The organism is Vibrio sp. J2-3(2022), from assembly GCF_021725735.1.
Lineage (GTDB): Bacteria > Pseudomonadota > Gammaproteobacteria > Enterobacterales > Vibrionaceae > Vibrio > Vibrio diabolicus.
Genome location: NZ_JAKKCK010000005.1, coordinates 238741 through 260656, shown reverse-complemented (window position 1 = coordinate 260656; position 21916 = coordinate 238741). Strand labels below are relative to the sequence as shown.

19 protein-coding genes are annotated in these 21916 nt (G+C 46.3%); 6 read left to right on the top strand and 13 right to left on the bottom strand.

Translation table 11 applies throughout. The annotated features are described in order from the left end of the window. Window positions 1-9 precede the first annotated feature (9 nt). The 3 genes from galK to galE form a co-directional block, all read right to left on the bottom strand. Window positions 10-1170, bottom strand: a complete 1161-nt coding sequence (galK, locus tag L3V27_RS18400; RefSeq protein ID WP_089203056.1) for a galactokinase — start codon at window positions 1168-1170, stop codon at window positions 10-12. Window positions 1171-1279: 109 nt separating this feature from the next. Next, window positions 1280-2332 (bottom strand): UDP-glucose--hexose-1-phosphate uridylyltransferase, encoded by a 1053-nt coding sequence (locus L3V27_RS18395; RefSeq protein WP_152811683.1) that lies wholly within the window; start codon window positions 2330-2332, stop codon window positions 1280-1282. Between the two features lie 83 nt (window positions 2333-2415). Beyond that, window positions 2416-3435, bottom strand: coding sequence for a UDP-glucose 4-epimerase GalE (gene galE, locus L3V27_RS18390; RefSeq protein ID WP_237312532.1), 1020 nt, complete (start codon window positions 3433-3435; stop codon window positions 2416-2418). 380 nt (window positions 3436-3815) lie between these two features. Here galE and ebgR point away from each other — a divergent pair, with 380 nt between their 5' ends. The 4 genes from ebgR to L3V27_RS18370 all read left to right on the top strand — a co-directional run bounded on the left by ebgR (window position 3816) and on the right by L3V27_RS18370 (window position 10216). After that, window positions 3816-4802: a transcriptional regulator EbgR gene (ebgR, locus tag L3V27_RS18385; protein ID WP_005494135.1), complete on the top strand. Its 987-nt coding sequence runs from the start codon at window positions 3816-3818 to the stop codon at window positions 4800-4802. Window positions 4803-5149: 347 nt separating this feature from the next. Next, a complete protein-coding gene (ebgA, locus tag L3V27_RS18380) occupies window positions 5150-8248 on the top strand; it encodes a beta-galactosidase subunit alpha (RefSeq protein ID WP_237312470.1) in 3099 nt (1032 codons plus the stop codon). 3 nt (window positions 8249-8251) lie between these two features. Beyond that, the gene (locus L3V27_RS18375; protein ID WP_229611233.1) at window positions 8252-8704 is read left to right on the top strand and encodes a beta-galactosidase subunit beta; all 453 of its coding nucleotides are present in this window, start codon (window positions 8252-8254) and stop codon (window positions 8702-8704) included. 78 nt (window positions 8705-8782) lie between these two features. Then, window positions 8783-10216, top strand: a complete 1434-nt coding sequence (locus L3V27_RS18370; RefSeq protein ID WP_006742400.1) for an amino acid permease — start codon at window positions 8783-8785, stop codon at window positions 10214-10216. 47 nt (window positions 10217-10263) lie between these two features. Here the strand turns inward: L3V27_RS18370 and L3V27_RS18365 are convergent, their stop codons facing one another. Next, window positions 10264-11208 carry a LysR family transcriptional regulator gene (locus L3V27_RS18365; RefSeq protein WP_237312468.1) on the bottom strand — a complete coding sequence of 315 codons (945 nt, stop codon included), beginning with the start codon at window positions 11206-11208 and terminating at the stop codon, window positions 10264-10266. A gap of 88 nt (window positions 11209-11296) precedes the next feature. Here L3V27_RS18365 and chrA point away from each other — a divergent pair, with 88 nt between their 5' ends. Together chrA and L3V27_RS18355 are read left to right on the top strand one after the other, a co-directional pair. Beyond that, a complete protein-coding gene (gene chrA / locus L3V27_RS18360; RefSeq protein WP_237312466.1) occupies window positions 11297-12436 on the top strand; it encodes a chromate efflux transporter in 1140 nt (379 codons plus the stop codon). A 100-nt stretch (window positions 12437-12536) separates the two neighbouring features. Further along, window positions 12537-13652: a phosphatase PAP2 family protein gene (locus tag L3V27_RS18355; RefSeq protein ID WP_237312464.1), complete on the top strand. Its 1116-nt coding sequence runs from the start codon at window positions 12537-12539 to the stop codon at window positions 13650-13652. A gap of 119 nt (window positions 13653-13771) precedes the next feature. Here L3V27_RS18355 and L3V27_RS18350 read toward each other — a convergent pair whose 3' ends face one another. The 9 genes from L3V27_RS18350 to L3V27_RS18310 are packed head-to-tail and all read right to left on the bottom strand — an operon-like array spanning window position 13772 to window position 21906. Continuing rightward, complete coding sequence (locus L3V27_RS18350) at window positions 13772-14785, bottom strand: tetratricopeptide repeat protein (RefSeq protein ID WP_006742396.1); 1014 nt, start codon at window positions 14783-14785, stop codon at window positions 13772-13774. Between the two features lie 20 nt (window positions 14786-14805). Beyond that, window positions 14806-15747, bottom strand: coding sequence for a type II secretion system F family protein (locus L3V27_RS18345; RefSeq protein WP_047008928.1), 942 nt, complete (start codon window positions 15745-15747; stop codon window positions 14806-14808). Between the two features lie 2 nt (window positions 15748-15749). Then, a complete protein-coding gene (locus L3V27_RS18340; protein WP_006742394.1) occupies window positions 15750-16718 on the bottom strand; it encodes a type II secretion system F family protein in 969 nt (322 codons plus the stop codon). 9 nt (window positions 16719-16727) lie between these two features. Further along, entirely contained in the window at window positions 16728-18173 is a 1446-nt protein-coding gene (locus L3V27_RS18335) for a CpaF family protein (RefSeq protein WP_006742393.1), read from the bottom strand. A gap of 12 nt (window positions 18174-18185) precedes the next feature. After that, the gene (locus L3V27_RS18330; RefSeq protein WP_048625931.1) at window positions 18186-19394 is read right to left on the bottom strand and encodes an AAA family ATPase; all 1209 of its coding nucleotides are present in this window, start codon (window positions 19392-19394) and stop codon (window positions 18186-18188) included. 12 nt (window positions 19395-19406) lie between these two features. Continuing rightward, entirely contained in the window at window positions 19407-19925 is a 519-nt protein-coding gene (locus tag L3V27_RS18325) for a TadE family protein (RefSeq protein WP_041852895.1), read from the bottom strand. Further along, the gene (locus tag L3V27_RS18320; protein ID WP_012841464.1) at window positions 19922-20386 is read right to left on the bottom strand and encodes a TadE family protein; all 465 of its coding nucleotides are present in this window, start codon (window positions 20384-20386) and stop codon (window positions 19922-19924) included. Before L3V27_RS18320 ends, L3V27_RS18325 begins: the two co-directional genes overlap by 4 nt. Before the next feature lies 1 nt (window position 20387). Further along, window positions 20388-21656: a pilus assembly protein TadG-related protein gene (locus tag L3V27_RS18315; RefSeq protein ID WP_170903268.1), complete on the bottom strand. Its 1269-nt coding sequence runs from the start codon at window positions 21654-21656 to the stop codon at window positions 20388-20390. A 25-nt stretch (window positions 21657-21681) separates the two neighbouring features. After that, window positions 21682-21906 (bottom strand): hypothetical protein, encoded by a 225-nt coding sequence (locus tag L3V27_RS18310; RefSeq protein ID WP_012841463.1) that lies wholly within the window; start codon window positions 21904-21906, stop codon window positions 21682-21684. Window positions 21907-21916: the final 10 nt, after the last annotated feature.

Below are 21916 nucleotides of genomic sequence, written 5' to 3'. Positions count from 1 at the left end.
CATCATTCCTTACAGCACTTCAACCAAACCCGCACCATTTTTGGCTTGGCAAACATAAATCGACTCTTTTAAGCCCGTAGCTGCTTGGTACTTCACTTCAACTGCCGCTTTCACGTCATCAACCAGTGCTGGCGGTACAAGTGCCACGATGCAACCACCAAAGCCACCGCCAGTCATGCGCACGCCGCCTTGATCGCCGATCACCTCTTTGACTATCTCCACCAGCGTATCGATTTCTTTTACCGTGATTTCGAAATCATCGCGCATCGAGGCATGAGACTCGGCCATCAGCTCACCCATGCGCTTCATGTCGTGTGCTCGTAGCGCTTGTGCCGCTTCCACCGTACGATCGTTTTCTGTGATGACGTGACGGGCACGCTTGGCCACCATTTCATCCAGCTCAGCAACTTTCTCGTTGAACTGCTCAATTGTCACATCACGCAAAGCTTTCACACCGAAAATGCGCGCCGCTTCTTCACATTGCTGACGACGAGTGTTGTATTCACTGTCGACCAAACCACGTTTTTTATTCGAGTTGATGATCACGACTGCCATCTCTTCTGGCATGGAAACCGATTCCGTTTCTAGGCTACGGCAGTCCAATAGCATCGCGTGATTTTCACGCCCTTCCGCTGAAATCATTTGGTCCATGATGCCGCAGTTACAACCGACGAATTCGTTCTCGGCTTGCTGACCGTTTAACGCGATTTCGGCTTGGCTGATCTCAAGATTGAACAGCACTTTAAAAGTTTGACCGATCACCACTTCCAATGCCGCCGATGAGCTCAAACCCGCGCCTTGAGGCACGTTGCCGCTGACTGAAATATCCGCCCCAGTAAACTGGTAGCCACGCGCCAGAAGACACTTCACCACGCCGCGAATGTAGTTCGCCCACATTTTGTCTTGCTGGAAGGTAATGGCTTGCGTGATATCGAATTCATCCACTGCGTTGCCATAATCGACCGAGACCACACGCACGATATTGTCTTCACGCTTTGCCGCCGCCACAACCGTTTGGTAGTTAATGGCACACGGTAGGACAAAACCATCGTTGTAATCGGTGTGCTCACCAATCAAGTTCACACGACCAGGCGCTTGGATAATATGGCTAGGTGCGTAGCCCAACACTTGCTCAAATGACGCTTTCACATTTTGGATAAGTTCAGACATAGGGACGTTCTCTTAAAATAGTAATTTGTGTGGGATAGCGCGTTGAGCCTAACTTTCTATCTGTAAAGTCGCGCTATCCCGTTATTCGTAATCAGTCCAATTTAAAGATTTAGCATTCTTTGTAGTGGACATCACTCACATCACGCAGACGCTGCGCCGCTTGCTCTGCGGTAAGGTCACGTTGGCTTTCTGCCAGCATTTCGTAGCCCACCATGAACTTACGAACCGTGGCACTGCGCAGTAGTGGCGGATAAAAAAGTGCATGAAGCTGCCAATGGTCGATGTCTGTGCCTTGGTCAAAAAACGGCGCGTAGTGCCAGCCCATTGAGTAAGGGAAAGAGCATTGGAATAAATTGTCGTAACGGCTGGTCAGCTTCTTAATCGCTAGCGCTAAATCGTCTCGTTGCTCATCGCTGAGTTCGCTCATGCGACGAATGTGCGTTTTCGGCAACAACATGGTTTCGAACGGCCAAGCAGCCCAGTAAGGCACCACCGCCAGCCAGTGTTCGGTTTCCACCACAATGCGTGAACCGTCTTTGAGTTCCGCTTGTACGTAATCCACCAGCAAGTTGCTGCCGTGCTCTTGGTAGTACGCTTTTAGGTTGTGCTCTTTGCTCTCAATTTCATTGGGTAAGAAGCTGTTCGCCCAGATTTGACCGTGCGGATGAGGCTGAGAACAGCCCATGATTTCGCCTTTGTTTTCGAACGCCTGAACCCAAACGTACTCTTTGCCGAGCTCTTCAATTTGCTCATTCCATGTATCAATCACGCCACGAATTTTATCCACTGGCAGCTCCGGTAAGGTTTTACTGTGATCTGGCGAGAAGCAAATCACTCTGCTCAAACCGCGCACGCCTTGCGTTTTGAATAACGGGTTGTTTGACTCCGGTGCATCTGGTGAATCCACCATTAGCGCAGCAAAATCGTTATTGAACACATAGGTGCCTTGGTAGTCTGGATTGACATCGCCAGAGATACGTTCGTTGGTTGGACAAAGGAAACATTTACCGTCATAGCTTGGTAGCTCATCCAATGCGGGCTTTTCATCTGCGCCGCTCCAAGGGCGTTTTGCACGGTGAGGTGAAACCAAAATCCATTGCCCAGTCAGAGGGTTGTAACGGCGGTGTGGATGATCCACTGGGTTAAATTCGACATTCGACATGTTACTTACTCAACTCTTTAAAATTCTTCAAACTCAGCTTCCCAAAACCGTGAGAAGCGCAGATGGCAACGCGGCGACTGCAATTACTCCGGGGAATAGCCACTAGGGTTATTTGACTGCCAGTTCCACGTATCGGCGGTCATTTCAGCTACCGTGCGTGTTGCTTTCCAGCCTAGTTCACGCTCGGCTTTTTCCGTGCTTGCCCAACATTCAGCAATATCCCCAGGACGACGCGGGCATAACTCGTAAGGCACTGGTTTACCGCAAGCGGTCGCGAACGCATCCACCATCTCAAGTACGCTCGAGCCTTTACCTGTACCTAAGTTGTAAATGTGCAAACCCGATTTCTCACCCACCGATTTCAAAGCCGCAATATGGCCGTCGGCCAGATCCATCACATGGATGTAATCACGTACGCCAGTGCCGTCAGGGGTTGGATAGTCGCTACCGAATACCGCGAGTTTTTCTCGGCGGCCAACAGCGACTTGGGCGATAAATGGCATCAGGTTATTGGGAATTCCTTGTGGGTCTTCCCCCATGCTGCCCGATGGGTGCGCGCCAACTGGGTTGAAGTAACGCAGTAAGGTGATGCTCCAGTCGTTTTCAGCATGGAACAGATCGCTTAAGCATTGCTCCACCATATATTTGCTGCGTCCGTATGGGTTGGTGGTTGCGCCTGTTGGTGAATCTTCCGTAATCGGCACTATTTCAGGGTCACCGTAAACCGTTGCCGATGAACTGAATACGATGCTTTTCACGCCCGCTTTACGCATGCTGCGCGCTAACACCAATGAGCCATTGACGTTGTTGTCGTAGTACTCAAGTGGTTTTGCCACCGATTCGCCAACCGCTTTGAGGCCAGCAAAGTGGATCACGGCTTGGATTTCGTGCTGCGCGAATACCGTATCCAAAAAGGCTTCGTTACGGATGTCACCTTGGTGGAACGCAGGCTGTTTGCCAGTCAGCGCTTCAATACGGTTTAACACTTCCAGTTTGGCGTTACACAAGTTATCAACGATGATAGGTTCCATTCCCGCTTCAATCATCTGAACGCAAGTGTGACTACCGATGTATCCCATACCGCCTGTGACAAGAACTTTCACTTTTTGCTTCTCCACGTTTGCTGCTTTCTGTTCATACCTCACTCTGATGCGCTAAAAGCCAATCGCCATTGCATCGAATCGGAACGCCCATTTCTTAACTGGCTAAAAGTCTAGCAACCAATCTCGATCCAGATCCGTGATCGAATTCAAATTGTGTAAACGTTTCCACAAAATTACACAAAAGCTTTATTTTAGATGCTAACTTTAGTTAAATTAAACCAAGAAGATGATGAGCTGTGAAGATGAGTCGAGCAGATACCGCTCTCTCTCGTGGGTCGCACGATTTTACTAAAAGTTTGTGCATCCCTAAGTAGCTGTTTACAATAGCCAGATTATTGAGTTCTCACTTGGACTGTGAGCAATGCCAACGGGAAATGTACATGGCAACACTAAAAGATATCGCCACTGAAGCGGGCGTCTCACTTGCAACCGTATCGCGAGTTTTGAATGACGATCCGACGTTGAGCGTTAAAGAAGAAACCAAACGCCGCATTTTAGAAATCGCAGAAAAGCTGGAGTACCGCACCAGCAGCTCGAAGAAAGCCACCAAAGAAGCCAAGCAAAAACATCACTTTTTGGCCTTGTACAATTACAAACAAGAAGCAGAAGTGAATGACCCGTACTACTTGTCGATTCGTCATGGGATTGAAACTCAGTGCGACAAACTCGGCATTACGCTAACCAATTGCTACAACAGCGAAATTGATGTTGAAACGCAAAAGATCACGGGTGTCCTTTTAGTCGGAAAAGTCGACCAAAAAGTGGTCAATAAGTTACCTAAACGCTTAGCCGATAGCATCTGTTACATCGACTTTTCAGATCCAACTAGTCCTTACGATTGCGTTGATATCGATCTTGTAAGAATCAGCAAGCAAGTGGTTGATTTCTTTGTACAACAAGGCTACGAGCGCATCGGATTTATTGGTGGACAAGACGAGCCCAACACCGCAGACATTCGTGAAAATGCGTTTGTGGACTACGGCAGTCTAAAAGGTGTGGTTTCTGAAGACGACATTTATCGTGGCGATTTCTCTAGCTTGTCCGGTTATGACTTAGCGAAAGAGATGCTGGCCAAAGGCGATTTCCCAAAAGCGATGTTCATTGCTTCGGACTCCATTGCGATTGGTGTGTTACGAGCAGTGCATGAGTTTGGTTTAAACATTCCTGATGATATTGCGCTGATCAGCGTGAACGACATTCCTACCGCGCGCTTTACCTTCCCACCTCTATCTACCGTTCGTATTCATTCTGAAATGATGGGGATTCAAGGCGTGAACTTGTTAGTAGAAAAATACCGTGACGGACGCGCACTGCCCCTTCAAGTGTACGTTCCAAGCAAGCTCAAGCTACGCGGCACAACTCGATAAAAACACCCTCAAAACTGTTCAAATAAAGCACTGAATTTTCAGTGCTTTTTTATTTCTTCTTTTATTTTCTACCGAATTTTTACTGTTTTTACTTTCCAAAACAATCTAGATCTCATTCCTTTACGCTGATCACATCTTGCTCAACATTGGTCATTTAAAACGTGACCAAGTTAAAGTAAAACGTTTTCACTGATTTATTTTAGTAAAACTTTTACTAATATCTTTCTCAGATTATTCATAAGCATTTTTCACAATACATCGGCCGTTATTTTTGCACTGATGTTGAGCCGCGATGAAACCAATCCGCACTCCAACATAAGCGCACCAAGCCGAGGGGAGATCAAAACGTGAACAATTGGGAAAACTTCCAACACTTACACGAGAATCGTATGGCACCGCGTGCGTACTTTTTCTCCTACGACTCTGTTCAGAGCGCACAAACCTTTCAACGTGAACTGAGTCGCCGCTTTATGTTGCTCAGCGGCCAATGGACATTCCGTTATTTCACCAACCCAATGTTGGTACCTGATGAGTTTTACTCACAAACAATGAACGACTGGGGACACATTACCGTCCCAAACATGTGGCAAATGGAAGGCCACGGCGATCTGCAATACACCGATGAAGGCTTCCCATTCCCGATCGATGTCCCGTTTGTACCAACCGACAACCCAACGGGCGCTTATCAACGCACATTTACACTTGGTCCACAGTGGGATAACCAACAAACCATCATCAAGTTCGACGGCGTGGAAACCTACTTTGAAGTGTACGTGAACGGCGAGTACGTCGGCTTTAGTAAAGGCAGCCGACTCACAGCGGAATTCGACATTTCCAAGTTCGTCCAACAAGGCGAAAACTTGCTCTCTGTACGCGTGATGCAGTGGGCCGATTCCACTTACATTGAAGACCAAGACATGTGGTGGACGGCGGGGATCTTCCGTGATGTTTACCTAATCGGAAAAGAGAACATTCACGTCCAAGACCTCACCATTCGTACCGATTTCGCCAACGATTACCAAAGTGCGACGCTCAGTGCTCAAGTCGAATTGGAAAACCTTTCCACCGCTATCGCGTCTGGCTACACGCTGGAATACGCGCTGCATGACAAAGGCACTGTCGTAGCCAGTGGTCAATGCGATTCACTGACTATCCAAAACCACAACTCAACAAGCTTTGCGATTGATATGGTGAATCCAACGCATTGGACGGCTGAAAATCCTTACCTTTACCACTTGTTCATCACCTTAAAAGATCACCAAGGCAACGTAGTGGAAGTGATCCCACAACGCGTGGGTTTCCGTGACATCAAAGTGCGCGATGGCCTGTTTTACATCAACAATCAATACGTGATGCTGCATGGTGTAAACCGTCATGACAACGACCACCTAAAAGGTCGCGCAGTGGGCGTGGACCGCGTGGAAAAAGATCTGATTTTGATGAAGCAACACAACATCAACTCGGTTCGCACCGCACACTACCCGAACGACCCACGCTTCTACGAGCTGTGTGATATTTACGGCCTGTTTGTGATGGCAGAAACCGATGTGGAAACCCACGGCTTTGCCAACGTTGGCGACCTGAGCCGTATCACCAATGATCCTGCTTGGGAAGCGGTGTTTGTCGATCGCGCAGTGCGTCATGTTCATGCGCAAAAGAACCACCCTTCGATCATCATGTGGTCACTCGGTAACGAATCGGGTTATGGCTGTAACATCCGCGCCATGTACGCCGCAACCAAAGCCCTTGATGACACCCGTTTGGTTCACTACGAAGAAGACCGCGATGCTGAAGTCGTCGATGTGATTTCGACGATGTACTCACGCGCTCAACTGATGAATTACTTTGGCGAACACCCACACGAGAAGCCACGCATTATCTGCGAATACGCACACGCGATGGGTAACGGGCCGGGTGGTCTGACGGAATACCAAAACGTGTTCTATGCGCACGACCACATTCAAGGTCACTACGTTTGGGAATGGTGTGATCACGGCATTCTAGCGCGTGATGAACACGGCCAAGAGTTCTACAAATACGGCGGCGATTACGGCGATTACCCAAACAACTACAACTTCTGCATGGATGGTCTGATTTACCCAGATCAAACCCCGGGCCCAGGTCTCAAAGAATACAAACAAGTCATTGCACCGGTGAAAATCCGCGCCGTCGAAGGTTGCCATGATCGCTTCATCGTTGAGAACAAATTGTGGTTCACCAACCTCGATGATTACACCATTACTGCTGACGTGCGTGCCGAAGGTGAAACCCTGCGTAGCGTGCAATTCAAAGTCGAAGCTTTGGTCGCCAACAGCGAACGTGAAGTGAGCATCGACTTGCCAGAATTGGATGAGCGCGAAGCCTTTGTTAACTTCACCGTACGCAAAGACAGTCGCACGCTTTACAGCGAAGCCAACCATGAAATTGCGGTGTATCAGTTCCAACTGAAAGAAAACACCGCCACGTTGCCTGCGTTGGTCAACCACAATGTTCAACCATTGGTGCTTGAAGAAAGCCGTCTAGAGCACGTGATCACAGGTCATAACTTCACGCTTACCTTCTCGAAAGTAAACGGCAAGCTGACTTCTTGGCGCGTAAATGACGAAGAGATCATTCAATCTGAGCCGAGACTGAACTTCTTCAAACCGATGATTGATAACCACAAACAAGAGTATGAAGGTTTGTGGCACCCAGCCCATCTGCAAATCATGCAGGAGCACTTCCGTACTCTTGCGGTGGAAGCAACCAATGATTCCGTCTTAATTACGACCACCAGCATCATTGCGCCGCCGGTCTTTGATTTTGGCATGCGTTGTACCTATCGCTATCAAATCAATGCTCAAGGCCATTTGAACGTGGAACTGAGCGGCGAACGTTACGGCGACTACCCTCACGTGATTCCGGTCATTGGCTTGGATTTGGGCATTAACGGCAGCTTTGACCAAGTGAGTTACTACGGTCGTGGCCCAGAAGAAAACTACCAAGACAGTCGCCAAGCTAACCTCATTGATGTTTACCACAGCACCGTAGAAGACATGTTCGAGAACTACCCGTTCCCGCAAAACAACGGCAACCGCCAACACGTGCGCTGGGCATCGCTCACCAACCGTCATGGCACAGGGTTATTGGTGAAACCTCAGCAAGAAATCAACTTCAGCGCGTGGTTCTACACCAACCAAAACCTGCATCAAGCGCAACATACGATCGAGCTAGAAAAGAGTGGCTACATCACCCTTAACCTTGACCATCAAGTGATGGGGTTAGGCTCGAACTCATGGGGCAGCGAAGTGCTCGACTCTTACCGCGTGTACATGGACGAGTTCCGTTACGGTTTGACGCTGATGCCACTGCAAGCAGGCGATTGCAACGCACAAGTGATGGCAAACCATGATTTCGACAACGCGTTTTTCACTCAAACCAATACTCAATCAGTCAACGAGGCGTAACCCATGATCGTGTTAGACAGCTTAGAGCAATTCAAACAGGTATATCGCAACGGTCGTAAATGGAACCGCTGTGTGGAAGCCATTGGCAACATCGGCAACATCAAAGATGGCGTGATGCACTCGATTGGCGATTCACTGGTGTACATGGTTGAAGATGGCATCGCGAAACAAACCGAAATGTTCATCGGTAACCGTCGTTACTTCGACGTGCATTACTACCTCGAAGGCCGAGAAACCGTTGAGTTCGCGGATAAAACCGCGTTAACACTAGAACAAGCTTATCGTGATGAAACTGACCGCGAATTTTTTTCTGGTCAGGGTGAAACACGTGAGCTTTGCGAAGGCCAAGTGGCGATTTTTGAAAACAGTGAAGCGTACCGCTTCCATGGAGACAACCGCGTAAGAAAAGTGATGCTCAAAGTGACCATCGAAGATGGCTACTTCCTAAATAAATAAAACAAGAGAAGGGCTGTGGTCACAGCATTACAAGCCCTTCCTCCCTACAATTCCAACGTGATTCACCGGAGATAGAACATGTCTGAATCCAAACGTAATACGATAGGCAAATTCGGGTTGTTGTCCCTCACCTTTGCCGCAGTATTTAGCTTTAACAACGTAATCAATAATAACATCGAGATCGGCCTAGCTTCTGCGCCAATGTTCTTTCTGGCGACCATTTTTTATTTCATCCCTTTCTGTTTGATCATCGCAGAATTCGTATCTCTGAATAAAGATTCTGAAGCGGGGGTCTACGCATGGGTAAAAAGCTCACTCGGCGGTCGCTGGGCGTTTATCTCTGCCTACACTTACTGGTTCGTTAACCTATTCTTCTTCACGTCCTTGCTGCCGCGTGTTATCGCTTATGCGTCTTACGCGTTCTTGGGCTATGAATACATTCTGACGCCATTCACCACTACCGTGCTCAGTATGATTTTGTTTGCGTTTGCGACCTACGTATCGACGAACGGCGCGAAAATGTTGGGGCCAATTACGTCGGTGACCTCCTCCCTCATGCTGCTACTGACAATGTCGTACATTTTACTGGCTGGCGCAGCGTTGATCGGCGGCGTAGAACCGGCTGACCCAATTACTGTAGAAGCGATGATCCCTGATTTCAGCTGGGCATTTTTAGGCATTACTACATGGATCTTTATGGCGGCAGGCGGTGCGGAATCGGTCGCGGTTTACGTAAACGATGTGAAAGGCGGCTCGAAATCGTTCGTTAAGGTCATCATCATCGCAGGTATCTTTATCGGTGTGCTTTACTCAGTCGCGTCTGTGTTGATTAACGTATTTGTTCCTAGCGAAACCCTAAAATACACGGGCGGATCGGTTCAAGTATTTGAAGGTTTGGCTGCGTACTTTGGTTTGCCAGAAGTATTGATGAACCGCTTCGTAGGCTTGGTATCCTTCACCGCTATGTTTGGCTCTCTACTGATGTGGACAGCAACGCCAGTGAAAATCTTCTTCTCTGAGATTCCAGAAGGCATTTTTGGTAAGAAAACCGTAGAGCTGAACGAAAACGGCGTACCAGCTCGCGCAGCTTGGTATCAGTTCCTTATCGTTATTCCATTGATGATCATCCCAACATTAGGTTCTAACACCGCTCAAGATCTTATGAACACCGTAATCAACATGACGGCAGCCGCTTCGATGCTGCCACCGCTGTTCATCATGTTGGCGTACCTGAATCTGCGCTTAAAACTGGATCACGTCGAGCGTGATTTCAAAATGGGCTCACGCAAAATGGGCATCGCTACCGTATCGGTACTGATCGCTATCTTTACGGTTGGTTTCTTAGCATCGACCTTCCCTACTGGGGCCGACATCATGACCATCATTTTCTACAACGTTGGCGGTATCGTGATTTTCCTTGGCTTTGCTTGGTGGAAGTACAGCCAATACGAAAAATCATTGAATCAGGAAGAACGTATAAAAGAGGCCGCGCCAGCTTCGCAAGCGGTATAACACAGACTCTCAATGACAAACATTCTGGGCACCCTTTGGTGCCCTTTTTATATGTGAGAGGTGATGGTCGAAGAAACCAACTCGCGTAGCCAAATGCCTTTGTCTTCATTGTTTCGGCTGGAATGCCACAGCATGGCAATATCAAAATCCGCAACGGCGATCGGCGGCTTAACAGTAATGAGATCGTCCGAAAAGCCCTCCGCCAACGCCATTTTTTCTGGCACGATGGCAATGAGATCGCGCTTTTTCAATAAATGCCGAATGGTGAGAAAGTTGCGCGACGCCACGGTGACTTGACGGCTCAAGCCATGTTCTGCGAGCTTTTGGTCTACTTGTGTCTTTAAGCTCCCATCGGGACTTACCAGAGCTTGCTCTATGTTCGCGAACGCTTCCAGAGACAGCTGTGTTTCCCCTTTCAATACCTGTTTATCACACATACACACGTGTTTTTCCGTGTACAAGTACAAGCTCTCAAAGTTGTCATCCAACACCGGCATGCTGCCAATAATGACATCGAGCTTTTCGTGCTCAGTTAATGCCACGTAGTTGCTACGATTGACGTTAATAAAACTGATCTGCGCCTCTGGTGCGCGCTGACGTATTTCGTCATAAAGCCGAGGAGCAAAAATAAACTCGGCATAATCCGTTAACCCAATGCGACATACACCCGCGTAATTTTCAGGTTGGAAGGCAGACTTAGTGAGCAAGTCTTTGGCGATAGAGTCCAGCAAATGATGCACGGTTGGCGCGATGTGGTGAGCGTGCTCGGTGGGCTCCATCTTGTGTCCTTTTCGCTCAAAAAGCGGGTCGTCAAACAACAACCTTAAACGAGACAAACTATGACTCATCGCCGACTGGCTAACGTAACTTTTCTCTGCCGCGACGCTAACGCTTCGATGGCGATACAAGTAGGAAAACGTCACCAATAGGTTCAAGTCAATGTTGCGCCACTGAATGTCCTCTTTCACCTCAACACCTTTATCCCATCTCATTCATAAATGAAATTAAATTTATCAATTTGAGTCATTTTAGAGCATCCGATAAATTAGCAACAATGCTTTTTAGATAAACAGGCTCGACATGTTCACCATCTTCAAAACTTTTTTCTGGCTGGGTTGGTTCAGCTTCGGCGGCCCGGCGGCTCATATTGGTTATTTTCGCCAAACCTTTGTTGAGAAACTGAAATGGCTTGATGACAGCGAGTACGCGCAAATTGTCGCGCTCAGTCAGTTTTTGCCGGGACCCGGCTCAAGCCAAGTCGGCTTTGCATTGGGTTATAAACGCGGCGGTTTAGGTGGCGCATACGCAGCATTTGTCGGATTCACGCTTCCTTCGGTGATCATCATGTTGGCGCTGGCGATGGTGAGCAGCCAAATCACCGACACCGCAGTGTTCCAAAACATCGTTCACGGCCTAAAACTGCTCGCAGTCGTCGTCGTGGCGGATGCGGCTTGGGGCATGTACAAAAACTTCTGCCAAAGCAAACTGACCGCGGGTTTGTGCGTCGCTACTGCAATTGCGTTGCTGGTGGCACCAAGCATCATGACGCAAATGTTCGTGTTGATCGCAGCAGGTTTTGTCGGCATACGATATCTGAAGAAAGACTCCGCGCCATCAGCCGAGCCGTTTAAACCGTCTATCGCGCCATTGGCTCTATTTGCGGTGCTTTTACTCGGCTTACCATTAGTAGCTCATTCATTGCCTTTGCTTGGGCTGTTTAGTGATTTTTTCCAAGCTGGTAGCTTAGTGTTTGGTGGTGGTCATGTGGTGCTGCCGCTTCTGCAAAACATTGTTGGCGACCAGCTCAGCCAAGATGCATTTTTAACAGGCTACGCCGCTGCACAAGCTGTACCAGGGCCAATGTTCACCTTTGCGACTTTTATTGGTTATGAGCTTTCGGATACGCCAATTTTAGGTGCGCTGATCGCAACGCTTGGCGTATTCCTCCCAGGGTTTCTTTTACTGCTTGGCGTTCTTAAAAACTGGCAAGCACTGGCAGGCAAACCGCTGGTCTCCGGCGCCATCAACGGTGTCAATGCCTCGGTAGTAGGGTTGCTACTCGCGGCACTTTACCAGCCAGTATTTAGCAGCGCAGTTGTTACTCCCATCGACATGGCGTTAGTGGTTGCGGGTTTCTATCTACACAAAAAGCTCAACCTTTCGGTGCTATGGATGATCGTGTTTTTTGTGGCGGCAGGCCTTGTCACGGGCATGATGTAAAAATCTTAAACGACAAACTCTTAGCGGGCACTTAAATACAAGTGCCCGTTTTCTCAACTAAGCTTAATGACATTGGAAGGATAGAGATGACGGATCGTCGATGGAACAAGACAACAATTACCAGATCAACGTAAGTTGGCAGCAAAAAGCAGCGACTTGGCTCCAGTCTGTGAAGAACGAGTTATTGATCGATAAGATTTTCTACACCTATTGCTTTATCTCGACTGCTGTCATTTATCTTTGTTCTTTATATCTCGATTTCCCTATTGATTACTCTTTTACCACTTACCTTGAAACGCTCATGCAAGCTTTGTATGTCACAGGTTTAAGCTGGTGTATCTATTATTACTTCTATCTCATACTGCGCAAAGAAAAACAGCCAGCAAAGCGCTTCATACGAAAACTGAAACATCTTATTTTTCCACTGCACCGCCCTGTATCAGTGTTTGTTTCGATGATGGCACTTAACCTGATTTTCTCTAACCACACGTTTTTGAAATCGCTTATTCCAATCATCAATCCTTTTAAATGGGATCTAACCTTTGCGAATATTGATACGCTGTTGCACTTCGGCGTTGCACCTTGGGAATTGACCCATGCATTATTCTCCAATGCTTGGGCCTCACTGACGCTAAACGTTGCCTACAACGCATGGTTTTTTTGTATGTGGGGTATACTCATCTTTTTCCTTATCTACAAAAAATACCCGTTGGTAAGGCAACAATTTTTACTCACGTTCGCATTGTCTTGGATGATTTTTGGTGTCTTCTTCGCCACGTTACTCTCTTCAGCAGGTCCTTGCTACGTGGAGCTTATCACCGGAGATGAACAGTTTGTTCCTCTGATGAAAACGCTCGAAGCCCAAAGCCAATATCTTACCAATGTGGACGCTGGGCAATTGTGGGCATTGCCTACACAGCAATATCTTTGGGATGAGTACATCGCGAATGCCAATGGTATTGGCTCTGGCATTTCGGCAATGCCGAGTTTGCACGTTTCCATTGCTGTTTTGATGGCGCTATCAATTTATAGACTCAACAAAACCACCGGCTACTTTGCTTACGCTTTCGCCGTCATCATTCAAATCGGTTCGGTACATTTAGCCTGGCATTATGCTATTGATGGTTACCTCGCAACACTCTTAACGGTGATGTTATGGAAGATAGTTGGTTGGGCTTTGCGGCGCTATGCTTCTTACCCTGAAAGAAGCGAATGAACGGTTACTTGAACAAACACCTTTGCAACGGCACTACTCCCCAGAAATGAAAAAGTCCCCAAAAATGAAAAAGCCACTCCATCTTGCTGAGTGGCTTTATTTTTAAATAGACTGTGAAGTTATTGGAGAAGCGCGGTAGAGGTATCCCCTCGCTCTCTTACCATTGCTAATGCTCGCTCTAAGTTTTTATTTGCCAGTTCATAGTAGGCCGGATTCTTATCAATAGCCTGTTGTAGATAAGGAATCGCCTCGCCTGGTTTGCCTTGAAGGATCAAGAAGTAACCAACATTGTTGAGTGCTTCCGGCTCTGTCATGTGTCGACTAAAAATACTCAGCGCTTGTCGTGGTTGATCTTTTGCCAGTGCAATGAGACCCAAGTTATTGATTCCCTTTTCATCCCCCGGCTTAATGCTCAGCGCAGCTTGAGTAAAGTGCGCCGCTTTTGAATAAGCTTTTTCCATGTAGTAGGAATAGCCTAGGCTGACTAAAGCGTTGACGTTTCTTGAATCAATATCCAACGCTTTTCTAATTAATGCCTGCGCAATATCGTGGTCGCCACGAATGTCGTAAAGCACACCTAGACCGGAGTAAGCAGAGACAGGTGATTTATCATCATAGCGATATGTTGCAACGCTCTCTGCAGTAATGTTGTCTTTAGTGATAATCGGATCGCCATCCATGCGAATTTGGTCAGCATTCAAAGCGCGTATGTAGTAACTCTTCCCGACGTCCTTTTCGCCACGTTTCGTATACAGAGTGCCAAGTTCTGTGAGGGAACCAATGTGATCAGGGTTCTCTGCTAAAGATGCTCGAAATGATTTATCCGCAAGTTCTGAATTCTCTCTTGCCAAATGGATACGCCCCACGGTGTATAAGGTTTTGTCTTTATGGACCGCATTCGGGAAAGAGAGCGAGCGAATGTATTCATACAACGCTAAGTCGACATTTTTATTACTTAATGCAATATCCCCTCGAGAGATTGCCTCCTCCTCTGTTTTTGGAGGTTCATCATTGGTGAGTGACTCAACGGGCTTACCTGAGTACAGCGTTGAATCGAAGTCTGATGACTGTTCAGTTGTTGAACATGCGGTAAGCACCAACAACGAGATGATGACGTATTTCTTAATCCACATAACGATCCCTATTTTGCTTTTTAATTAGAAAATGCCTCAGCCAATGAAATTAACGCAGGTCCAATAGCCACGATGAAAAAACATGGCCAAATAAACAGCACCATTGGAAACATCATTTTGACTGGGATTTTTGCAGCAATTTCTTCTGCTGCTTGTTGACGCTTATCCCTATAGTCTTCGGTATACTCACGCAAGGAGTTGACTAAGCTCCCACCTATTCGAGAGGCGTGGCTAAGCATGCTCACCAGCCCCATCAATTCTTCTAACCCTGTCCTTAATACTAGCTCTCTTAAGGCTTCAGGCATTGGTTTACCCGCTTTAATTTTATTGCACACCGTGTCTATTTCATCGGCAAGCTCTGGGTGAGAGATAACCAGCTCATCTGCAACGCGACGCAAAGCCGCATTAAAGCCAAGCCCTGATTCGGTACAAACCACCAGCAAATCGAGCATGTCGGGCACACCTGCACGAATCGCTTGCTGACGCTTGTTGACCATTCGGCGCAAAATAAAATCAGGAATCAGAAGCCCAATAAATACGGATAACGCCATGTAGGTGTACAGATATTTAGATTCCGGAATCGAGAAATACACCAGTGCCGCCACCATCACACCTAGTATTGTTGTGACCGATTTAATGGCATAGAACATCGACAATGCATTGCTTTCATGAAACCCAGCATGCATCAGTTTATTGCGTGTCGTTTGGCGCTCTTTTTCACTGGTTGGCGAAGTTAAAGGCGCTAACGACTCCAATGTGTCAGCCATTTTTTTGTTGTGGTGAGAGACTTCCTTTTTATCACCAGACAGTTCGGCTAACTTTCTTTTAATTGGCGAGTTGACCCCGATAATTATCGAGCCCAGCGTCATCACCACTAACACGGTGGTGATGAGGATCAACCCCATGAGTAACGTCTCTTGGCCGACAGCAAAACCGTTTAACCATCCTTGAATGCTTTCCATAGCTACACCTCAATATTGACGATTTTACGAATCCACAGCGTCCCGATAAATAAGGCCACCATCCCACCAATCACCATTTTGATCCCCATTGGGTGCGTATGAAGCAGCTCAATATACTCAGGCCGAACGAGTGAAATGATGACGTACAACCCAAAAGGCGCTAATACTAATACCCATGCCGACATTCGAGATTCCGCAGAAATGGTTTTGATTTTTCGAGCGAGTTTGAAACGAGCACGTAGGATATGAGAGAGCTTTTCAATGTTTTCGACTAAGTTACCACCCGTTTCTTTTTGCAGTAACACCGCACTCGAGAAAGCAAGCATGGATACCGTAGGGGTTCTTTCCGACATTTGCATAATCGCCAAGCGGAGGTCATAACCATAGTTGAGTAAGTTAAAGGTATTCATGAACTCAGGGCCAAGCGGCGCACTGACCTCTCTGCCTACTTCCCCAAACGCTTGTGTAATTGGCTGACCGGCCTGTAGTACTCGCTTAATGATATCGAGCGCCTCTGGCAGTTGCTCTTCGAACTTCATTAAACGATCTGCAATTCTTTTCTGTAGGTAGAAGTAAACCGACACCCAACAAGCGACAGCAACACCGGCACAGAGGTACCAGACTTGCCCGAATAAGAACAGAAATAGCCCAACCGCAACCCCACCGAGGAAGGTGAGAAAAATAAACCGACTGAACCCCATGTGTATCCCAGCCAATTCCAATTTCTTCTTAAAGTTATCGAATAGGCTGAACCTCACAAGCCATCGCTCTAATGGAGAAAGGTTTTTGAGCGAGTTTTCCCTTAGTAGGGAAATACTCTCTTGATCGATGTGTTTATGGCTTTCGTGTATCCGCTTAATTAACTGCTTATGCTTAACCTTTTTACCCGCAGAAGGCAGAATTAACGCCTGGCTAATAAAGAATACGGACAAAAAAAGCAGCACAAGAAAAAGGGGGAATTGACTATCCATAGCAATCTCCTAACGGGCTTTTTCATTGAATATTTCAAATGGTACGTCTAAGCCTCGTTTTACTAATTGGTCATGACAGCTTGGTACAATCCCTGTTGCCATGTAATCACCTAACACATTGCCTTCTTGATCGACCCCTCTTCTTTGGAAGGTGAAGATCTCCGACATGGTGATAACGTCGCCTTCCATGCCATTGATTTCTTGTACGCTGACCATGCGGCGTTTACCGTCTTCTTGGCGATCCATTTGCACGACAATATTGATGGCGGAGGCAATCTGCGCTCTCAAGTTTTTGGTCGACACATTCCAACCCGCCATCGAGAACATATTCTCAATACGGCTCAACGCATCCCTTGGTGTGTTAGCGTGAATGGTGGCCAGCGACCCATCATGACCCGTGTTCATTGCCGATAACATATCCACCGCTTCTGAGCCACGAACCTCACCAACAACTATCCGGTCAGGACGCATACGTAGCGAGTTTTTCACTAAATCGCGCTGAGATATTTCGCCTTTACCCTCGATATTAGAAGGACGTGTTTCTAAGCGAATAATATGTGGTTGTTGGAGTTGTAACTCTGCCGAATCCTCAATGGTCACAATACGTTGATCACTTGGAATGAAGCCCGACAAAATATTCAGCGTGGTTGTTTTACCAGAGCCTGTACCACCAGAAATCAGGATATTCATTTCCCCCACAACCGCAGCATTGAGAAACTTCGCCATCTCTGGAGATAACGAACCAAGCTCTAATAGGTTATCCATATTCAAACGTTCAACCGCAAAACGTCGAATAGAAACGGAAGGGCCATCAATGGCAAGAGGAGGAATAATCGCATTGAAACGCGAACCGTCTTTGAGTCGAGCATCCACCATTGGTGATGCTTCATCGATTCTTCGTCCAACCTGGCTAACAATGCGATCAATGATGTTGCGCAGATGGCGCTCATCTAAGAAGGTATGTGGCGTTTTCTCGAGCTTACCAAAACGTTCGACAAAGATATTTTTCGGACCATTGACCAAGATATCTGAAATCGTTGGGTCTTCAAGCAGCGGTTCCAGCGGCCCTAGACCAAACACTTCATCTTCAATTTGATGTATCACGCGATTGCGAGCTTCAGAGCTCAACGGGTGTGTTTGATCTTCAGCAATGAGCTGAACGACCGCTTCGCGTAACTCCTCTTTCGCACGATCTTCTTGCAAGTGCGATAGAAGCCCGAGATCCAAGGTATCCAGTAGCTTTTTGTGATAGTAGTGTTTGATCGAGAGATCTTGTTCTAGCTGTTTTTTCTGCTCCTCGATCGCTTTCATCTTGGCTTCAACAGGCGATAAAGCCCTTTGCTCATCTGACGTATCTTCGTCAGATTTTGCCAACTCGACATTCACAACTTTGGATTCTTTTGTTTCATCTACGGAATTGAAAGAACTCCCGACGCCTTTCCGTTTGAAAAACATAACTCCCCCTTACTAAGAAAATAGTTTTTTGATCCAACTTTGATTCTCTTTGGTCGGACTTTCTAATAAGTGCGATATTTCAGCCAAAGAAGCTTTCAGCGCACTATTTTTCTTAGATTGAACAATTGGGTTACCCAAATTAGCGCTCTCGATAGCAATAGCAAAATTATTAGGTACTAAATGTATCGCATGTCCACTAACTGCATTTTCAATGTCTTTCAAAGATATTGTTGATTTCTTTTCAAAACGATTAACAATCAGTTCAACCTGATGACTACTTAAACCATAGTCTAATTCTAAAGAACGTATGTAGCTGACAGCATGCTTAACCGAAGTAACATTCTGCTGCATAATTAAAAAGATATGCGTAGCCGGAGAAACAATTTGTTGATAAACATGCTCAACACCATGAGACAAATCCACAATAATATGTGAGTAAAACTGTCTCAGAATAGGTAATAACTTACTGACTTGAACTGCGTGTTTATGATTATCCTTGGTATCATTTTGGTTAAAACATAAATAATTCAAACCTGAAGGATGTTGATATACGAGACCTTCTAGTGATAACTCATCCAAATCATTAACAGAATCAATCACATCATTAATGTTGTATTTTGGCTTACAGTTTAAATAATCGGCCGCATCACTAAACTGCATATCTAAGTCAATGAGCAATACTTTACTCTTCGCATAACTTGACAGTTCTATCGCGGTGTTGATCGCCAGTGTTGTTGCACCCGAACCACCTTTTGTATTGATAAATAAAGTTAAATCGCCCATTTGTTTATTGGCAATCTTTTCATCCGCGGTCGATTTTAATAGCGGATAAAGCTCACCAAGATCAACAGAACGCGACAAATAGTCTGTTGCCCCAAGCCTCAATGCCATTTTGAGAGATGCAGTATCGTTTTCATCACCAAAGACAATCAAAGCGGTGTGATTATGCTGTAAGCTACTGTCACTAGAGTACACATGAGCCACTTTCTGCGCCCAACTTTCACCGGTTTCAATATAAATAAGATCGGGAATTTGCTTATTTTTAACAAAGTCTAAATTAAAAGACTCTAGCTCTATCCAATCAATATTTAGATTGACACATCCAGATAATTCATCAGCAATATGAATTTTAAAGTTTGACGTAGAATAAACTATCCAAACAATCAAGTTAGTTTTTAAACTTTTATATGTTTCTTCATTTATTTTAACTGGTTTCAACATAAAGCTACTCCATTAGCAATCCGTAATGACATTGGTCCCTTCGGGTCTAAGTATTCCTAAACTCTCTGCAGGCAATATAGTTTCAAAAGCTGGAGTACTCCCTACTGCATTAATTAAAGCAGCTAAAACAAAAAACTGAAAAGTATAATTCACCGCTCTTGCTCGAACATATTTAATTTGAGAAAACTGCGCATTTAATACGTCATTAGACGCTGGAGGGGTAGAAAGAAAGCCTGATACGTCAACACTTGCACCAGCTTCATCAAGATAATCTATCTGTAAATTACTCGCAGAAAAGCCTGATGGATAGAGATCTGATACAGCTGGTAAGTTAGGAATGTCATCCCTATCAGCGATATAGCACACGGTAGCAAGCCTCGCAGCTCTTCGTGTTACCTCATTGACCATTTGCACCGAAAAGAAATAGATCGCAAACTCGATGATCAAAAACAGGACTAATATAACGGCCAAAGCGATTACCGAGAACTCAAGCTGCGTCACTCCTTTTTGTTTCGTTATCAATCGTTTCATGGGCCTGTCCTCATAGACGTGGTCGCCCCAATGCTAAATTGCAAAGAAGTGCTCGAAAAAGGTAAGGTCGAGAATATCGGCACGTAATTGTAAGTCGCCGATAGAGTGACCACCTTATTGGTACTCGTTGGTTGGGTAATGACAATATCATCCACACTGATATGGTCTATCACAGGTGTAGTAGAGGCAATTGGGCTTCCATACACAACGACATTCTTGATACTGGTTTCGTCAGCAATTGACTCAAAGTTCAACGTGCCGTACGTATCAACGACGGCATACCTTGCCCCATTCTGCAGCGCTTTATTGACCTCGGTATACTGAATAAAAGCTCGGCTCACATCGATCACTAAAACGGTTAGCATCAATAGCACTGGCAAGGCGAGAATAAACTCTATGATTGCCAGCCCTTGTTGACTGCAAATATTTGGCCTTTGATGCTTTCTATTTGAATACAACATATCAAGAGGCCCCGCTAAACGGATCTTTGTATAGCTGGATACGGTAGAAGCCTTTATCTGTCGGATCCGTGCCAGTCGAACCGTTATTAATTAAACAATCATAAAGAAATTGCCCAAACACTGATGATTGACCTGAGTTACTGACTTTTTGTAATAAAAAGAAGCAACCAAAGCCCAAAACATCAAAATCAGACTTACCTGTCGAGGCCGTACAATCTACGATAGGGATACGCAAAATACGGCGTCCGTTCAGACCACCATCACCGGTATAACTATTGCCATCACAAGCACCACCGCTTTCACAAGAGCTTAGCTCCTGACGATAGTTGGCGTAATACAGATCGCCTGCGTACTCCGCATCGGTCTCAGCCAAAACATCGGGCTCTCTCACGTATTTGTCTGGTAAAACCGTTCCGTCATTTTTAATCGGTCCCGAAAAGTCGTTGAGCCTCACATTCAGTCCCTGTGCAACTGGACCTGCACTATTACCAGGTTTAGTTGTAACGGTATCGCCAATTGATGCGCAACCGTTGTAAGCCCCAGACAATGCATCACGAACCAAGGCCGCACCACTATTACCCGTTCCTTGTCCAAAATCGAGCAACTGAAAGTTCCCGGGTCCCATATCGGTGTTATTCTGATCCCCGACTTTCAGCTCATGCACTAGAGAAGGATCCATATCTACATTAGGGTCATAACCCGGCGGACGATACCCCCATGCATCACTCACATCACCGGCAGGGTCACCACACATGGCGATTGGCGTTAAATTACACGTATATGCAATCGCCGCACTTCGCCCCGCAACCGCACTCGCAGAGACCTCTTTATTAATCCCAAACAAACCACTCAAATACTGCGTTAGGCTAATATCGGTGACCGCTACGCGGACATAAATATCGTACTCCCCCAATGGCGGTGTAAAACTTGCTGCAGTTACAAACGTCTGCATATCATGCGAGAATGTCACCGCTGTATTACTGTCACTAAACGTCAGCTCAGAATTTCCAGGCTCGGTTGATATTCCACTAAGCGTTGTTCTCACTGCGGTTTCAGCCTGATTCACATCCTCTGTCTTATCGGCAACGACAGCACCTGCAAGGGCCGCAGTATCGACCGCATTCTGTAAACGTGTTTTATTAAGAACTTGGTGATTTAAATCAATACCAAACGCCGCAACGCCTAGCAGAATCAACAAAACCAAGCTTATCAACACTAAGGTAATCCCTTTCTGGGTTCGCCTTGGTGCTATATGCATATTCCTTCGCATAGCCCCTCCTAAGTGAACACATCACTTACTCATCTTTGGCTACCCCGTTGTTGTTATATACCTCTAAGCTAACTTGTGTACGCTCACCACTACCTTCCGGTAAATAACCCAAATTCTCATACCACGCTTCTGGATTAAGAGTTTGTTCAGCGCGCAACTGGCTAACCGAGATACCAAGCTCGGGGTCATTCGCACAGCCAAACAAGCCGAATGATGTGAAACAAATGGTCATTATCATTATGCTTTTCATCTTGCTCTCC

What these genes read in the sequence shown, in the direction of transcription:
- galK (WP_089203056.1), bottom strand. Translation starts at nt 1,170, where the DNA reads ATGTCTGAACTTATCCAAAATGTGAAAGCGTCATTTGAGCAAGTGTTG.
- L3V27_RS18395 (WP_152811683.1), bottom strand. Translation starts at nt 2,332, where the DNA reads ATGTCGAATGTCGAATTTAACCCAGTGGATCATCCACACCGCCGTTAC.
- ebgR (WP_005494135.1), top strand. Translation starts at nt 3,816, where the DNA reads ATGGCAACACTAAAAGATATCGCCACTGAAGCGGGCGTCTCACTTGCA.
- L3V27_RS18375 (WP_229611233.1), top strand. Translation starts at nt 8,252, where the DNA reads ATGATCGTGTTAGACAGCTTAGAGCAATTCAAACAGGTATATCGCAAC.
- L3V27_RS18370 (WP_006742400.1), top strand. Translation starts at nt 8,783, where the DNA reads ATGTCTGAATCCAAACGTAATACGATAGGCAAATTCGGGTTGTTGTCC.
- L3V27_RS18365 (WP_237312468.1), bottom strand. Translation starts at nt 11,208, where the DNA reads ATGAGATGGGATAAAGGTGTTGAGGTGAAAGAGGACATTCAGTGGCGC.
- chrA (WP_237312466.1), top strand. Translation starts at nt 11,297, where the DNA reads ATGTTCACCATCTTCAAAACTTTTTTCTGGCTGGGTTGGTTCAGCTTC.
- L3V27_RS18355 (WP_237312464.1), top strand. Translation starts at nt 12,537, where the DNA reads ATGGAACAAGACAACAATTACCAGATCAACGTAAGTTGGCAGCAAAAA.
- L3V27_RS18350 (WP_006742396.1), bottom strand. Translation starts at nt 14,785, where the DNA reads ATGTGGATTAAGAAATACGTCATCATCTCGTTGTTGGTGCTTACCGCA.
- L3V27_RS18345 (WP_047008928.1), bottom strand. Translation starts at nt 15,747, where the DNA reads ATGGAAAGCATTCAAGGATGGTTAAACGGTTTTGCTGTCGGCCAAGAG.
- L3V27_RS18340 (WP_006742394.1), bottom strand. Translation starts at nt 16,718, where the DNA reads ATGGATAGTCAATTCCCCCTTTTTCTTGTGCTGCTTTTTTTGTCCGTA.
- L3V27_RS18335 (WP_006742393.1), bottom strand. Translation starts at nt 18,173, where the DNA reads ATGTTTTTCAAACGGAAAGGCGTCGGGAGTTCTTTCAATTCCGTAGAT.
- L3V27_RS18330 (WP_048625931.1), bottom strand. Translation starts at nt 19,394, where the DNA reads ATGTTGAAACCAGTTAAAATAAATGAAGAAACATATAAAAGTTTAAAA.
- L3V27_RS18325 (WP_041852895.1), bottom strand. Translation starts at nt 19,925, where the DNA reads ATGAAACGATTGATAACGAAACAAAAAGGAGTGACGCAGCTTGAGTTC.
- L3V27_RS18320 (WP_012841464.1), bottom strand. Translation starts at nt 20,386, where the DNA reads ATGTTGTATTCAAATAGAAAGCATCAAAGGCCAAATATTTGCAGTCAA.
- L3V27_RS18315 (WP_170903268.1), bottom strand. Translation starts at nt 21,656, where the DNA reads ATGCGAAGGAATATGCATATAGCACCAAGGCGAACCCAGAAAGGGATT.
- L3V27_RS18310 (WP_012841463.1), bottom strand. Translation starts at nt 21,906, where the DNA reads ATGAAAAGCATAATGATAATGACCATTTGTTTCACATCATTCGGCTTG.